This window comes from Ruminococcus bicirculans (ex Wegman et al. 2014) (assembly GCF_000723465.1).
In the GTDB taxonomy this organism is placed as follows: Bacteria; Bacillota; Clostridia; order Oscillospirales; family Ruminococcaceae; genus Hominimerdicola; species Hominimerdicola aceti.
In genome coordinates this window covers 1,460,864-1,475,743 of the sequence record NZ_HF545616.1, presented here as the reverse complement: position 1 = coordinate 1,475,743, position 14,880 = coordinate 1,460,864, and the positions used below count along the sequence as shown (strand labels likewise).

13 protein-coding genes are annotated in these 14,880 nt (G+C 40.0%); 1 reads left to right on the top strand and 12 read right to left on the bottom strand.

Translation table 11 applies throughout. The features are described from left to right. Positions 1-10: 10 nt before the first annotated feature. Genes RBI_RS06720 through RBI_RS06705 form a run of 4 tightly spaced genes read right to left on the bottom strand, consistent with a single transcriptional unit; the run spans position 11 to position 6,011 of the window. Positions 11-1,090, bottom strand: a complete 1,080-nt coding sequence (locus RBI_RS06720; protein WP_051706570.1) for a UDP-glucose--hexose-1-phosphate uridylyltransferase — start codon at positions 1,088-1,090, stop codon at positions 11-13. Further along, positions 1,074-1,583: a galactokinase family protein gene (locus RBI_RS06715; RefSeq protein ID WP_051706568.1), complete on the bottom strand. Its 510-nt coding sequence runs from the start codon at positions 1,581-1,583 to the stop codon at positions 1,074-1,076. Before RBI_RS06715 ends, RBI_RS06720 begins: the two co-directional genes overlap by 17 nt. Positions 1,584-1,598: 15 nt before the next feature. After that, the gene (locus RBI_RS06710; RefSeq protein WP_038671894.1) at positions 1,599-4,598 is read right to left on the bottom strand and encodes a glycoside hydrolase family 2 TIM barrel-domain containing protein; all 3,000 of its coding nucleotides are present in this window, start codon (positions 4,596-4,598) and stop codon (positions 1,599-1,601) included. Positions 4,599-4,613: 15 nt separating this feature from the next. Continuing rightward, positions 4,614-6,011: an MFS transporter gene (locus RBI_RS06705; RefSeq protein ID WP_038671892.1), complete on the bottom strand. Its 1,398-nt coding sequence runs from the start codon at positions 6,009-6,011 to the stop codon at positions 4,614-4,616. A 341-nt stretch (positions 6,012-6,352) separates the two neighbouring features. Here RBI_RS06705 and RBI_RS06700 point away from each other — a divergent pair, with 341 nt between their 5' ends. Continuing rightward, positions 6,353-7,219 (top strand): AraC family transcriptional regulator, encoded by an 867-nt coding sequence (locus RBI_RS06700; protein WP_022288341.1) that lies wholly within the window; start codon positions 6,353-6,355, stop codon positions 7,217-7,219. Positions 7,220-7,497: 278 nt separating this feature from the next. Here the strand turns inward: RBI_RS06700 and RBI_RS14090 are convergent, their stop codons facing one another. From RBI_RS14090 to RBI_RS06660, 8 genes are all read right to left on the bottom strand, one after another. After that, a complete protein-coding gene (locus tag RBI_RS14090; protein WP_242843628.1) occupies positions 7,498-9,429 on the bottom strand; it encodes an ATP-binding protein in 1,932 nt (643 codons plus the stop codon). Positions 9,430-9,900: 471 nt separating this feature from the next. After that, complete coding sequence (locus RBI_RS06685; protein ID WP_038671891.1) at positions 9,901-11,571, bottom strand: recombinase family protein; 1,671 nt, start codon at positions 11,569-11,571, stop codon at positions 9,901-9,903. Between the two features lie 52 nt (positions 11,572-11,623). Beyond that, positions 11,624-11,776: a hypothetical protein gene (locus tag RBI_RS15045; RefSeq protein ID WP_015560145.1), complete on the bottom strand. Its 153-nt coding sequence runs from the start codon at positions 11,774-11,776 to the stop codon at positions 11,624-11,626. Between the two features lie 109 nt (positions 11,777-11,885). Then, complete coding sequence (locus RBI_RS06680; protein WP_038671889.1) at positions 11,886-12,242, bottom strand: type II toxin-antitoxin system PemK/MazF family toxin; 357 nt, start codon at positions 12,240-12,242, stop codon at positions 11,886-11,888. 107 nt (positions 12,243-12,349) lie between these two features. Next, positions 12,350-12,631 carry a hypothetical protein gene (locus RBI_RS14580; RefSeq protein ID WP_081856034.1) on the bottom strand — a complete coding sequence of 94 codons (282 nt, stop codon included), beginning with the start codon at positions 12,629-12,631 and terminating at the stop codon, positions 12,350-12,352. A gap of 196 nt (positions 12,632-12,827) precedes the next feature. After that, positions 12,828-13,256, bottom strand: coding sequence for an RNA polymerase sigma factor (locus tag RBI_RS06670; RefSeq protein WP_020993956.1), 429 nt, complete (start codon positions 13,254-13,256; stop codon positions 12,828-12,830). 488 nt (positions 13,257-13,744) lie between these two features. Further along, the gene (locus tag RBI_RS14570; RefSeq protein WP_038671887.1) at positions 13,745-13,918 is read right to left on the bottom strand and encodes a cysteine-rich KTR domain-containing protein; all 174 of its coding nucleotides are present in this window, start codon (positions 13,916-13,918) and stop codon (positions 13,745-13,747) included. Positions 13,919-13,959: 41 nt separating this feature from the next. Further along, a complete protein-coding gene (locus tag RBI_RS06660) occupies positions 13,960-14,817 on the bottom strand; it encodes a metallophosphoesterase (protein ID WP_020993957.1) in 858 nt (285 codons plus the stop codon). Between the last annotated feature and the right edge of the window lie 63 nt (positions 14,818-14,880).

Here is a 14,880-nt window from a genome sequence, read left to right as displayed (position 1 = left end):
ATATTCCAAATCAACCTAATTGTTCTACAAATCTTGCAAATGCTTCTTTTCCTTGTTTATCTCTCTTAAATACTCCGGCATCTTCAAGTACCTGTTCAAAAACTCTGCCAACTTCATAACGAATAATCTCCATTGCATTATCAGCGTTAAAATCAGAATATTTTTTTAGAATTTCACTTGCCCAAATTGCATGAGATGCAATTTTATCATCTGTAGCAATCTCTTTGCCGGACAGCATTGCACCTTTTAAAAGTGTCAGTTCATCTGCTAAACGCGCCGGAAGAACAGCAAGTCCCATCACTTCAATCAATCCGATATTTTCTTTTTTGATATGATGTAAGGTAAGATTCGGATGGAACACACCTAACGGTCTTTCTTTCGTTGTAATATTGTTTCTCAATACCAAGTCGCATTCAAATCCAGAAGAAGTTGCTCTTGCAATTGGAGTAATTGTATTATGCAGAATTCCGTCTGTTTCTGCAAAAATTCCAACCACTTCATCCGTATATGTTCTCCATTTTGATAAAATATCAGCACATGCAGCTGCCAAAGCCTTCCTGTTTTTTGAAGAAAGACGTATCACAGACATCGGCCATTTTACAATGCCGGCACTAACATTCATATAATTTTTCAAAAGAAATGTTCTTTCAATCGGTGCTTTTGCCATTGCAAAATTATAATTGCCGCCTTGAAAGTGTTCATGCGTTAGAATTGAACCGCCTACAATAGGAAGGTCTGCATTTGAACCGATAAAATAGTGTGGAAATTGCTCAACAAAATCAAACAGTTTATTGAATACCTGTGCATTTATTGTCATAGGAATATGCTGTTTATTAAAGACGATGCAGTGTTCATTATAATATCCATAAGGAGAATACTGCATGAACCAATCTTGGCTGTTGATATTCAACTTTACCGGACGAAGATTTTGTCTTGCAGGGTGAGTCTGATGACCTGCGAATCCCATATTTTCAACACAAAGCTGACATTGAGGATAGGCTGATTTTTTTTGCAATTTAGCAGCGGCAATATCACGAGGATCTTTCTCTGGCTTAGAACGGTTTATAGTAATGTCAAGTGATATTGACAAAACCAGAATATGCTGCAAAGTGAATCACTGCATCTATCTGTTCGGTTGAAGTTGTATACATATCAAATCCGGAAATTTCTACACCTAAATCCTTAAAGCGAGCTGCAATCCCTCTGACAATTTCAGAAGAACCTTTTTCACCGATATGAACATCCAAATCGTCCAGTGAAACTGCAAATTCATCGTATCCCTCTGATTTAATTCTGATGATGTTTTCATGATGAAATGCTGCAACACCGATAACATCTAAGTCAACTGCTCCTGCAATGACACAGCCATGTTGATGATCGGTATGATTACCGCCGATTTCTGTCCTACCCGGAGCAGAATAAACGTGTATATCATTTCTATTCGGATACAGTGCTGTGAATTTCTCCACAGCACTCATATATCGAGATTTCTGACTTTCTATATCCTGTGGCTTATAAATATTTGCGAAGATATTATCAAATCCACCATAAGTAACTTTGTCTTGAAAATCTTGTATTTTCATTGCTTTCCTTTCTTCTTACGATCTTAAGGGCATAATTACAAATTCCAATTTCATCGGCTGATCTGCATGGATTCTGTACTCCTCATGCACCGGTGCACCCCAGGAATCATCGCCGCCGACACCCATTTGCTTTGCAGCGATTCTGACCCATGTGTAGCGAACACTTGGAAGTTCATCCAGATGCATTGCGTTTTCGAGTTCATAGGCACTGTATGGCAGTACGCTCATTTCAAACGGAGCAGATGCCTTTTGGAACGTCAGACCATGCTGCATATCATCATGGACAGAGAGCGTTCTTACACCGGTACGGTTGCCGCATTCCTGAGGATTGAGATATCCGGAAAGATTTTCTTTTGCCGTAGATTTCCACAATCCCAGTCTTGCTCCTTTGCATCGGTCGCTGTAATTTTCATCAGGGCCGAGTCCGTAATACTGAAAATTGCAAAGCTGTTTTTTCATCTTGAAGTCCAATGCAAGAACCGGCATATCGGACATTCCGCTTACTCCTGCATAATTTACACTTACGCCCAGCTTTCCGTCAAAGTGCGCGGTATAGGTTACAGTAAACTCAAAAGTCGGAACACAGGCAGCCTGATATGTGAATGTGATTTTCAAAGCATCTTCCTGTTCCAGCCATGAAACGGTTTTATACTTTGCAAATTTACCTGCGGAATACCACTGTGCAAGATTGTATGGCTCGGAAGCACCAGTGTCATTGTCTGTCATCGCTCTCCAGAAGCTGACCTTTGGTGTGCGTGTGATATATTCAAAACCATTGTATCTCAGAGAACTGATGCCACCCTCTTTTTTGTCGAACATCATGGAGAAGTTTTCTCCGTGAACGCCAATTATAACATCGCCGTATACAATCGTTGGCTTTTGCAATGTTGTTTCCGGAATCTGATTATCTTTCACTTCAAACACTTCCTGAGCAAAGGCAATTTCGTGTCCTGCATCTGCCCATAGTGTCTGATCTGCGGTAACGGCGGAAACATGATAAACATATTCTCCTGTACTGTCTATTTTGTGAAGTGTCAGTTTCATTGTCTTGCTTTCTCCGGCAGGAACATTCAGAGAAAATGTATCGGATTTCAGAACAACGCCATTCTTTTCCAATCGTACAACAAAGGACAAGTTATTTGTATCTGCAAAGAGATTTCGGTTTTCTACGGTAAGCATTCCGTTTTGAATAGACATTCTGATGTTGGAGTAAAGAGCCTTCATTTCCTGAACCTTTGGAGAATAGGTGCGATCGGCATAGACCACACCGTTGGTGCAGAATCCGTAATCGCTTGGTCTGTCCTCAAAATCTCCGCCATAAGCCAGAACCGTTTTCCCGTCGTCATTTTTGGTTTCGATTGCCTGATCGATGTAGTCCCAGATGAAACCACCCTGATAAGCCTCATATTTGTCCTCAAGGTCAGTGTAAAGGCTCAGACCGCCAAGAGAATTGCCCATAGCGTGCATATACTCACAGCTGATATACTGTCTGCCTGTATTCTGCTTCAGGTATTCTTCCACTTCCTGCGGTTTTGCATACATACGGCTTTCCATATCCGTGATAGAATCATACTGATGATTCGGAACTCTTGTAACGCCCTCATAGTGCACCAGTCTTGTCGGGTCTACGCTTCTGAAATATTCCGACATTGCAGCAATACCTTCTCCGCAGTAGGATTCGTTTCCGCAAGACCAGATGAGAACACTTGCGTGATTCTTGTCACGTTCATACATTGATTTTGCTCTGTCCAGTACAGCTTCTTTCCATTCCGGAAGTGAACCAGGTACATTCCAAGACGGATCTGTTGCACCAAGCTTCTGCCATGTACCGTGTGTTTCCAGATTGGTTTCATCAATCAGATAAATGCCATATGCATCACAAAGCTGATACCAAAAAGAATTGTTCGGATAATGACAGGTACGAACTGCATTGATATTGTTTTTCTTCATGAACTGGATGTCAAACAGCATATCTTCCTTTGTGATTGCTCTGCCTGTTTTCGCATCAAATTCGTGTCGATTGATGCCCTTGAAAATGATACGTTTTCCGTTTAAACACATGATTCCGTTTTTCAGTTCAAATCGGCGGAATCCGACTTTGGTTCTGCTGACCTCGATTTCATTTCCGTCTTCGTCTGTCAGAATCACTGTAAACGTGTAGAGATTCGGTATTTCGGCACTCCAAGGCTTGCTATTTTCAATTGTCCAGTTTACAGATTCCTTTTCATTGGATTCTGAGATAACCGTTCCATTTTCATCTGTCAAGATCGATCTCACAGAACACTTGCCCGCAATATCCAGCGTTGCAGAGAAGATACCATTTGTACCATCATAATCTGAAATCACCCTCATATCACGAACATGGGCAGACGGTGCCGCATAAAGGAATACGTCACGGAAAATGCCGGAGAACCTCCAGAAATCCTGATCTTCCAGCCAGCTTGCAGAACTTCTTTTGAACACTGCAACAGCAAGTTTGTTGTCCTTTTCACGGATATATGGTGTCAGTTCAAATTCAGACGGTGTAAAAGAATCCTCGCTGTAGCCGATAAATTCGCCGTTCAGCCAGACATACATAGCAGTTTCCACACCCTGAAAAGAAATGAATACACGTTTATTTTTCAGAGCATCGTTCAAATCAAAATATCTGACGTAGCTGCCGACAGGGTTGTCCTTTTCAGAGATAAACGGCGGACGGAGATGCTCCTGTCCCTCCCAAGGATAAATGGTATTGACGTACTGCGGTTTGCCGTATCCCTGCAATTCCATGTGTCCCGGAACCTGAATGTTGTCAAAATTGTCAGTGCTGTCGCTTTCTTCATAGAACTTTTGCTCCCATTCAGACGGATTCTTTGCCCACGCAAATTTCCAGGTGCCGTTCAGATTCTGAATCAGAGAGGAATTGTCTGCATCGGCTTCCAAATGGTTTGCATAGATTCTGTGGTCGGAATGTGCTGCGATTCTGTTGACTGCAAACACTTCCGGATCGGTCAGCCAGTCGAGTGTATATTTCATATTGTTTCCTCCATTTTAGTTCTGTGATTCCATCACAACTTCATTTTCGGATATTCCAAGTTTTTCTTTGATTTCCGCATTTGCCTTTTCAACATTCATCTTAGAAAGAATAAATGTGATGATCAGATCCAGTGCAAACGGAACGATGAGATACATAATGTGAAGCATATTGATAGCCGAATCAGGCTGTACTGTCAAAGTGCCCTTGAATCCGCTAAAGTCGAGCAAAAGACCGACAATTGCTGTTCCAAGTCCACCACCAATTTTTACACCAAGTGATGTGCAGGAGTACATGATTCCATCAACGTGCTTGTGTTTGGTAAGCCAGCTATATTCAGAGCATGATGCGATGACTGCATTCATATCACCTTGCCATGGACCTTGACCGAGTGCTGCAAGTGCTGTAAATGCAAGCATCAGCGGAATGTTTCCCATGTATCCGGCAACTGCTACCAGAAGTCTGCCAACTGTTGCTACCATGTAGCTGTATTTGTTCAGCTTATACATGCCGTTCCATTTTTGTACGATGGTAGGAGTGAAGATCAAGGCGATAATCAAAGGAATATTGATAAACCACGCAAACGTGCCGAACATATTCTCATCTGCGAGAATATATTTTGCATAGTATGTTCCAACACCGATCATCGCACCATAGAACTGCTGCAAAATATAGGTTACTGTGATCATCACATAATATTTGTTGTGTACGAGAATTTTGAATGCTTCTCCAAAACTGTATTTGGTTTCTTCTGTTTTTGTTTCACTGTCTGCAAGTTCCTCATCAGAAAGTTCCTTTACAGAAAGAGCGGAAATTGTATTTACAATAAGACCGATAACCGCATAAATAATTGCGACTGTTCTCCAGCCATTTGCACCACCGCCCATTGCTTCAACAAATTGGAATGTAACAGCCTGAATCAGGAGGCTTGTTCCAAATGCAAAGATAAAGCGATAAGAACCCATCTGAACTCTTTCCTTGCTGTTCTTTGTAACAAGAGCGGTCAGAGCAGAATATGCGATGTTGTTTGCCGTATAAAATACACTGTTAAGAAGTGTGTAGCAGATAAAGAACCATGCGTACTGAGCAAAATTATCCATGTTCATCGGGATTGCAAATACACCAATCAAGGTAATTGCACAGCCGATAAAACCATAAAGCATCCACGGTTTTGCCTTGCCCATTTTCGTATGTGTCTTATCAATCAACGTACCAAAAATGATGTCTGTTATTCCATCAAAAATCTTCGATACAGCAATGAGAACGCCAATAACACCTGCGTTTAATCCAATCGTGTCGGTAAGATAGATCATTACGAATGATGTCAGCAATGCATAGACAACGTTCCCTGCAACATCGCCGGAACCATAACCGACTTTGTTATACCACTTTAAGTATGTTTTTTCTTTGCTCATAATAGAGCTCCTTTCATTGTTTGTATGCCCACATGGACAGAATTTTTCCATAACGAATGATACGAACTGCTTTTCATCTTGCAAAAACGAAATAATGCCATCGTCAGAATAGATGATTATTTTTTTGAGCATAAAGAATTTTTACTGAATTCAACATGGAATTACAATGAAAGACGTCTTTTTTTAATTCTTTCCTCTCATTTCTTAACTCTATTATATCACACAAAACGGCTTAAAAAATACACAAAGTTATAAAATATATGCACAAAGTTTAGGATTTTTCTTGTAATCAGTGCTCAGGTGTGATATACTATAGTTATAGAATCAAGGAGGTGCTTTTTATGTTTATGAATGTTGCCTATTTGAACAACTCTACATCTACTGTAGTGGATAATACGAAACCTTTGATTGTAACAAGCTGTGGAAATTATCGTGTGAAAAATCGTTCTGAAGTAGTAACACATCGTCCGAAGGGAAGAAAAGATTATCAGCTTTTATATATTGCCTCCGGAAAAGGACATTTTTTCATTCATGGAGAAGAAAAAACGGTTTCAGCCGGAAATATTATTATATATTTGCCGGATCAACCACAGGAATATGTTTATTATCGTGCAGATCAAACAGATGTTTATTGGGTGCATTTTACCGGAAATGAAGTAGAAGAAATTTTAAAGTATTACAATATCAACCTGAAAAATAATATTCTCTATATTGGAACATCTCCCGATTATCAGTGGTTATTTGGTCAGATGATTCAGGAATTACAGCTTTGCAGACCACGGTATGATGAGTTGATTTCTTTGCAGCTGCGAAATATTTTTGTTTTGATAAGCCGTGCAATCATGAGTGCAAAGAAATTCAGCAGCACCAGTGAAAAAGAAGTTGCTTTTGCGATGCACTATTTTCGTAAGAATTACAACACAGAAATCAGCATTGAGGAGTACTCCGAATCCAGAGGGCTTAGCAACTGTTGGTTTATTCAGTGCTTTAAAGAAATCACAGGTTCCAGTCCGCTGCAATATATCTTAAAGCTGCGAATCTCCAACGCACAAAATTTGTTAGAAAATACGGACTACACCATTACTGAAATTGCAAATATGGTTGGATACACCAATTCGCTTTATTTCAGCAGACTGTTTCATAAATACATTGGTATGTCACCAAAAGAATATCGAAAAGTAAAACTCAAAGAAAATCTCAGGGAGTAAAAAACAAAACTCGTTTGGCTAAAACTAAACCAAACGAGTTTTGTTGATTTTTGATCAGAAATAAGGAATGGCTACATTACCAAACACGTCTGAATTGCAATCTCATCAGCCTGCAGCTAGAAGAGATTTTCAAGCAGCCAAACCTTAGCGATATCAGCATTTTTCATCGCAAGTGCATATTCAGGATCAGTAGCACGCATTTTGTTCCAGATCTTCCATAATCAGCAGAGAAGATTTTGAAAAGGTACAGGTAAATCAGAATTAACTTCTTTGTTTTCCTAATCGTGTTTAATGTATTTAGTGATAGTATCGATTAATTCCTCCATGTTAATCGGCTTGGAAATATGGTCATTCATGCCTGAATCCAGGGATTCCTGAATATCATCTATAAAAGCATTTGCAGACAAAGCTATAATTGGAATCGTAACTGCATCGGGCCGCTCTATACCCAAGGCTCGAATAGCTTTTGCTGCTTGGTGTCCATCCATGTTTGGCATCATAATATCCATCAAAATAAGATCGTATGTGCCTCGTGGATGATTTTTAAACAAATCCACAACTTCTTTTCCGTCTGATGCGCGTGTTACGGTCGTGCCAGCATCTTCCAGTATCATCGTAGCAAGTTCAGCATTTAGATCATTATCCTCAGCCATAAGAACATGAATACCCGTCAAATCTCTATGTAGATGTTGTTTTTGTTCTGATTGAATAACCTGTTCTGACAACTCCAGTGGGATCTCCACTGTGAATGTAGAACCTACACCTTTTTTGCTCTCAACAGCGATCGAACCGCCCATCATATCCACATATTTTTTTGTGATGGCCATACCAAGACCGGTTCCCTTATATTGAGTTCTGGCATTAGCATCATCTTCTTGTGAAAACGGATCGAATAATTTTTTCTGGAACTCTTCGCTCATGCCAATACCGTTATCTCGAACAACATAACGAGTTATGATATGTTTCTCATCTGCTCCTGGGTAACTGCTGATATCCAAAGTAATCTTTCCGCCGTCCTTTGTGAATTTCACAGCATTGCCAAGAAGATTCACCAAAACTTCCCGAATACGCGCAACATCCGCAAGGACATATGGGTTCTTTGGGATTTCTCGATGTACTTCAAACTTAAGATCTCGATTATAAATAAGTCCATTCATGATCGCCTGGACGTTATCCGTCAATTGAGTAATGTCCACCGGCTCGGGCGAAATAGTAACTTTTCCACTTTCAATGCGAGTAAAATCCAGAACGTCATTCAACAAAGAGAGAAGATGATTCGAACTTTTTTGAACTTTCTCCAAGCTATCATGTATATCTGAAACCGTGTTCTGGTGAAGCGCAATGTTTGTAAATCCAATAATGGCATTCATCGGCGTTCTGATGTCATGGCTAATACTAAGCAAAAACGCAGATTTTGCTTTGTTGGCAGCATCTGCTTCCTCAGCGGCGGTCATTAATAATTGTTTTTGTTTTTGCTCTTCTGCCTTGCTTTTCTGGTAAACATAATAGGTATATAGACAAATTAAAAGCAATACAGCTCCTGCGACTAAACCGCAGATGATGGAAATATGATTCGTCTCTTCAACCATTCCATAAGCTGATTGCATATCCATTTCAATGCAAAATGCGCCAATGATTTCTCCTGTCCCATCATAATTTGCTCTTACAGGATAGCAAGCCGTAAAAATCGGACCCCATGTTGTATCAATGATATCCTGAGAGTACACATTCTCCCCAGAAATAGCCCTATCAATATACGGAACCATTTCTTCCTCAATATAATCTCCAGGGTGTCTTACATCATCCGCATCCGAATCCAAACCGTCTACCACATAAACGAGTTTTCCTTCTTCATTTTTTGTAGCGGTATAAATATATCGAGTAGAATTCAGTGTTCTGATTTCATTGAAATATGAAGAAATATCCTTATATAATTGCTTCGTTTCATCAGATTGATCTTTGATTTGATCAAAATCTTCTTTGCCGATTCTTCCATCCACGAGTTTGTGTACTGCATCTGCACTCGCAGTGTCACGTGTGATTTCTGTTTCAAGGGCAGTCTTAGTGTAAGAACTTTGCAGAATAAATGTGTACGACGCTATTACAAAAATCGTCAAAAGCCCCGCAATCACAAAGATACTGCCTGTATTCTTCAGCCTAAGGAGTTTTTTTAAATTAATTCCTTCTTTTGTTTTCTTCATGCTGCTCATTCACATCCTCTAAATCCCAATTTATCGCTCATCCCTAACCTCTATAATTCCACCTACAAAAACAATATGTGGTTGCCAGCCTCCATTGAAATCGGGATATACTTTTGGCATGGAAGCATAATACTCCTGAACTTCAGTTGTAATATTCTCTTTGGAAAATTGATGCTGATACAACTTTTGACAAAGAAATGTTAATTTTGCCTCTTTATAGGTTACTCTCTGACCGATTTCAATAGGAGTCAGTCCTGCCGGATTGGTTGTCACCCTTTTTCATTTTCCAAAAATCATCTCAAAATGCCTGACATCTAATCCACTGTCTCAAATTGTGACATCTAATCCGAGGTTAAAAGCTGACACATATTTTGCAGTGGATATGTTTCCATATAAGAAAACCGAGTTTTTTCAGAAGTCTGGCTTCAAATCCAAACCTCCGAAAAAGCCCGGAAATACGCCACTTTTCAGCACTTGATTTTATTTTCTTGACAGCAAACAAACCGTCTCAACGGTATTACCTTTTTCCCACAAGAGCCGCCTTACCTCTTGACCATCCCGATATATTGGGAAATTAAACTCTATTGACTTCAAAGGCTGCTCTGACTCCCCATTTGGATATATCTGAATTTCTTTTATGAGATAAGTAATAAGGCTTTTCTTTTCCTCGTCACTTATTATATCATAGAGCTTTCCAAAATTCAGCATAAGCTTGTAAATATTGTCCAGAGTGATTGTTTCCATTTCGATAGAACTTTTTCTCAGCTTTGCATCTTCAATCCGTTCTTCCAACTCTACAATCGTATCATACAAGGCATCAAGTCTTAAAGTCATGTCGTGGATTTTCCTTTCTCTGAAACGAGCATCAATAGGCAGATTATCAATCTCTCGTTCCAGACGGGCTTTATTCAAATCTACTTCTTTCAGCTTACTCTCGTAATTGGCAAGTTCCTTATCAATAGCTGTTGTATCGTTCTGTACGCCAATACGCTTTTCAATCTCTTTTGCAAAATACTTATCGCTTACCAATTCCTTAACAGCTTCAATTACAAGTGGCTCAATATCTGTTTTTCTTAGCGATGCTTTATAATCACAATGATGTCCTCGCTCCTGCTTATTTCTACCACAAATATAATAGTAAACCTCTTTGTATGTGCCGTCTTTATTTGTCCAAGCGTGTTTGTTCGTATACATTGAACTTCCACAAAGGGGACACTTTAATATCCCCGTCAAAAGGTGTGACCTATCCTTACCGATTTTGGATGGCTGTTTAATTCCTGTTGCCATACGCTTTGCGTGAACCTTTTGCCACAATTCCTCGCTGATAATTCCTTCATGTTGTCCATCTTCCAGAATGTAATCCTCTGCATGAACCTGCTTATATTCATTTTTTGTACCTTTTACCTTTTCTCGTGTTCTTCTGCCATAAGCAATCTTTCCACAATAAACAGGATTGTCTAATATCAACCGTATAAAATGACTGCTCCAAGTTTCCAATGTGCCGTTCTGACGAGGTATCTTCTTTATACCTTGAAGATTAAGATATTTTGCTACTCCGCCAAGTCCTATATCAGAATTAGCAAATTTATCAAATATAATTCTGATTGCTTCAGCTTCCGTTTCTTCTATCAAGAGCTGATTGTCTTTCAGATAATATCCGTATGGTGCAAATCCACCATTCCACCCACCTTGTCGTGCTTTTTCTCTCCGTCCATTCATTGTCTGTTCAATGATATTTTCTCTTTCTATTTCTGCAACCGCAGACAAAACAGAGATTAAAAGTTTTCCACTTGTCTGTGACGAGTCAATTCCTTCTTCAATACAAATAAGATTTATTCCATAAGATTGTACAAACTCTAATGAATTTAGAATATCCGCTGCATTTCTTCCGAAACGGGAAAGTTTATAAACCAGAATATAGTCTATCTCCAATCCGTTTTTTATATCGGAAAGCATTTTCTTAAATGCAGGGCGTCCTTCAATAGATTTTCCTGATTTACCCGCATCCTCATAGATACCGACAATTTCCATTTCTTCTCGGTCAGCAAATCGTTTTAATCCGTTTTTTTGTCCTTCAAGGCTATATCCGTCTACCTGCATTTCGGTACTTACTCTCGGATACAGGACACATTTCTTTCCTTCTCTGTTCATCGTACCACCTCCATAATTTTATAGGGAAATGTGATATGTAAGGCTGCGTAGCTTACGCAGCACAATCCAATTCTTGCAAAACTGTCTTTCCGTATTTTTCAACTATCTGCACCATAACATTGATAAATGAATTAAATACTTCGTTTTCATCTTTCATCTGTTCATTTTGCAATTCTGGATTTTGGATATAGTTTTCATTTCCCATAATGAGTACCTCCGCTATAAAACAAGCGGCTGTACTCTAAATTATAGAAATACAGCCGCATTTTTACCAATGTGCAAATCTATCCCGCATACCTGCTTTACACATTTTTTCATATTTTTTTAAGTGCAACACTAATGGCAAGAGCCTTGTTAACTCTTGCCATTATGTTATTGGGCATCATTCCCATATACTGTTTTAACCTCTGCTTATCAATCGTCCGTATCTGCTCAAGCAGGATAACAGAGTCCTTGTCAAGCCTTTCATAATTACTTACTGCGGTATGTGTGGGCAACTTTGCTTTTGTGTGTACTCGGCTCGTAATTGCTGCAATGATTACCGTCGGGCTGTGCTTGTTTCCTATATCATTGGAAATGATAAGTACAGGTCTTGTGCCGCCTTGTTCTGAGCCGATAACGGGATTAAGCTCCGCATAGTAAATGTCGCCACGCTTAATAATTCTTTCCATTGTGTTTGACCTCCCAATATGATTTAGACAGGTGCTTCCTGCCTATGTAGGCAGCCAAACGCAAGGAAGTATTTAAGGTCGGAAGTATCTTAACAATATCTCTGTTCTTATGACCGCCTTTCGTTTGGCTGATATGATAGAAGCATTTCAACTTGTCCTCGACACCCCGAAATGCTATGGGAAGTCGCCAAACGGTCAGCAGCGAACTGACGCCACGGGAGTTCCACCCCAACTGTCGTTCTGACAGAGCCGCCCTCATTGCCTGCGACGGTTTTTTCACGCTCGGACTGTGACTGGACGGGAGTATCATTATCCTCTTTGTGGGTTATGGCGAAATCGGGAGCTGCCCGATATTTTGAGTCGGTAAAGATAGGCTCACCACCTTTCAATCGCTCGCTGCCGCTCGGCAGGTCGTGGCGTACCGCTGCACACGCTTATGCTCATCGCAATCACAAAGAGAAAGTATTTGGCGAATGGGTATTCGGTTGTCAAGGAGCTATCCCGTTTTCGCCACACAAAGGAAAACAGGGTAAGAGGTTTTTGTCCTCTCACCCTGTAGCCCGTGGGAAAGTGCTTTTTTGGACACTATCCTAAAAGTTTTTTTATTTTTTCTTTGAGCCTGCTCAACCGCTTATAAACGGTGTACTCTTTCATATCGAGCATCAGAGCAATTTCAGCGATAGAAAATCCCTGTAACTGCAACAGAACTGCCTGCAAAGTAAGCCTGTCCACTTTAATCAAAACTTGGTAGAGCTGCTGATTTTCGATGTTATCCAAAAAGTCCTCAACCGTTTTTATTTCGGGTGGTGTTGTATCCTCTGCGACTTCATCAAGGTATGTACCTGCTTCCTGCATACGCTGATAGTACCGTCTGTCAGAATTAAAAATCGCCCAATCATGAACACGGAGCTGTTCTATAGTGTCTTCGCTAACCCCCAAGCTCCGTAACTGCTTTTCCTCGGCTTCTTTCCAGAGCCGCCATTTCTTTTCTTCTCTGGCTTTGTTGTAAGCCATAATGTATACCTCCAATCTGAATTTTTTTGAGAAATTCAGATTGAGGTGGGCTACGGCACCCAATGCCAGAAGCAGGTTTATCCTGTGTTGCGACAAAAAACGACAAACAAAAAGCCGCAAAGGTACTAAGACCTCTACGGCAACACGCATAATTATCTCTATGATATAGATATGTGACTTCTACTCGAAAAGTAGAAAAGTGCCACGAGCAAGCAAGGCTTTTTTTAATAAGTTATCCTCACTTCTACGTGACACTATGTAAATAACTGCTGCTTCTGATAAGCAGCGTGATGGTCGTGCTTGACCAACACATAAAAATCCCTCCAAACTCGAAAACGGGTTTAGAGGGCAGTAAAATTTAGTCTGGGCGTGACAAAGCCGCCCACCAAAGCACCGTTTTTTTTATTCGGCGGGCTTGTCCTACCTATGGTTATATAAAAACAGAGCCGACAAACTGCGATTACTCACTTGTTCATCGGCTCTGCATCTTATGCGTCTGGCTCTTTGATGACGGTTATTTGTAAATTCTTTACATCAATCAATGTTTCCTGTTTACATTTTGGGCAGTAAAGGGGATAGTTTTTCAAAACTGTGTCCTCTCTGATTTTGTTTCGGGTTTTGTTTCCGCAAAGAGGACATAATAGCCATTCTGTCTGCTTCAAGTTACAACCTACCTTTCAAAATTAAATACATTTACTTACTATCATTCTGCGATAAGCTCCAATAACACGATTTCTGGACGGTTATTAAATCGAATAGGGATTATACTATTGCCAAGTCCTCTGCAAACAATCATATTTGTGTCACCTTTCGTATATAAGCCTGCATCATATTTTGGAAACAAGCCTTGATTTGGAGCAACCAAACCGCCAATAAACGGTAAACGAAACTGACCACCATGTGCGTGACCGCTTAAAACTAAATCGACACCACAATTTACATAGGCTTCAAACAATTCTGGGCGATGTGAAAGCAAAATAGTGTAATTGTCTTTATCTCCGATTAGTCCCCGTAATTTCGTATCAACCATAGCAGGAACTTCTCCAAACATATCCCCTTTAAGCGTAAAGCTTGGGTCGGAAAGTCCGATAAGCGTAATGTCATCTCCATTATATTCTAACTGCATTGCTTTATCTTCAAGGACAACTACACCAGTATTTTCAAGTTCTGCTTTAAGCTCATCATACTGTGACAAACTGGCTTCGTGATTGCCTGTTACATAATATGTATCTGCAATTTGAACAGCTTCTTTTGCAAAATCAAGGGCAACATCAATGTCCGTATGTTCAGCATCAACTAAATCACCCGTTATTACTATTATGTTTGGCTCACATTCTGACAGTATTTGTAACAGTTCTGCATTGTCTTCTCCGAACACTGCATTGTGCAGGTCGGATATTTGAGCTATCCGAAAACCATTAAATGCGGCAGGGATACGATTGCTTGAAACAGTCACCGTACTCAACATCAAAGCTGTATTGCTCCACATAGTCCAAATAATCAAAGCAGCAATCAACGTGCATACAGAAATCAAAGTTTTTTTAGATAATCGTTTTTTCATGGTGTTCTCCATCTTTCCTATATTATGATATAGAGCCAACCTTACAATTAGATGAATTTTGAC

Bases quoted from the DNA above. Each gene is read 5' to 3' on its own strand.
- RBI_RS06715 (WP_051706568.1), bottom strand. From the start codon at position 1,583: ATGAAAATACAAGATTTTCAAGACAAAGTTACTTATGGTGGATTTGAT.
- RBI_RS06710 (WP_038671894.1), bottom strand. From the start codon at position 4,598: ATGAAATATACACTCGACTGGCTGACCGATCCGGAAGTGTTTGCAGTC.
- RBI_RS06705 (WP_038671892.1), bottom strand. From the start codon at position 6,011: ATGAGCAAAGAAAAAACATACTTAAAGTGGTATAACAAAGTCGGTTAT.
- RBI_RS06700 (WP_022288341.1), top strand. From the start codon at position 6,353: ATGTTTATGAATGTTGCCTATTTGAACAACTCTACATCTACTGTAGTG.
- RBI_RS14090 (WP_242843628.1), bottom strand. From the start codon at position 9,429: ATGAGCAGCATGAAGAAAACAAAAGAAGGAATTAATTTAAAAAAACTC.
- RBI_RS06685 (WP_038671891.1), bottom strand. From the start codon at position 11,571: ATGAACAGAGAAGGAAAGAAATGTGTCCTGTATCCGAGAGTAAGTACC.
- RBI_RS15045 (WP_015560145.1), bottom strand. From the start codon at position 11,776: ATGGGAAATGAAAACTATATCCAAAATCCAGAATTGCAAAATGAACAG.
- RBI_RS06680 (WP_038671889.1), bottom strand. From the start codon at position 12,242: ATGGAAAGAATTATTAAGCGTGGCGACATTTACTATGCGGAGCTTAAT.
- RBI_RS06670 (WP_020993956.1), bottom strand. From the start codon at position 13,256: ATGGCTTACAACAAAGCCAGAGAAGAAAAGAAATGGCGGCTCTGGAAA.
- RBI_RS06660 (WP_020993957.1), bottom strand. From the start codon at position 14,817: ATGAAAAAACGATTATCTAAAAAAACTTTGATTTCTGTATGCACGTTG.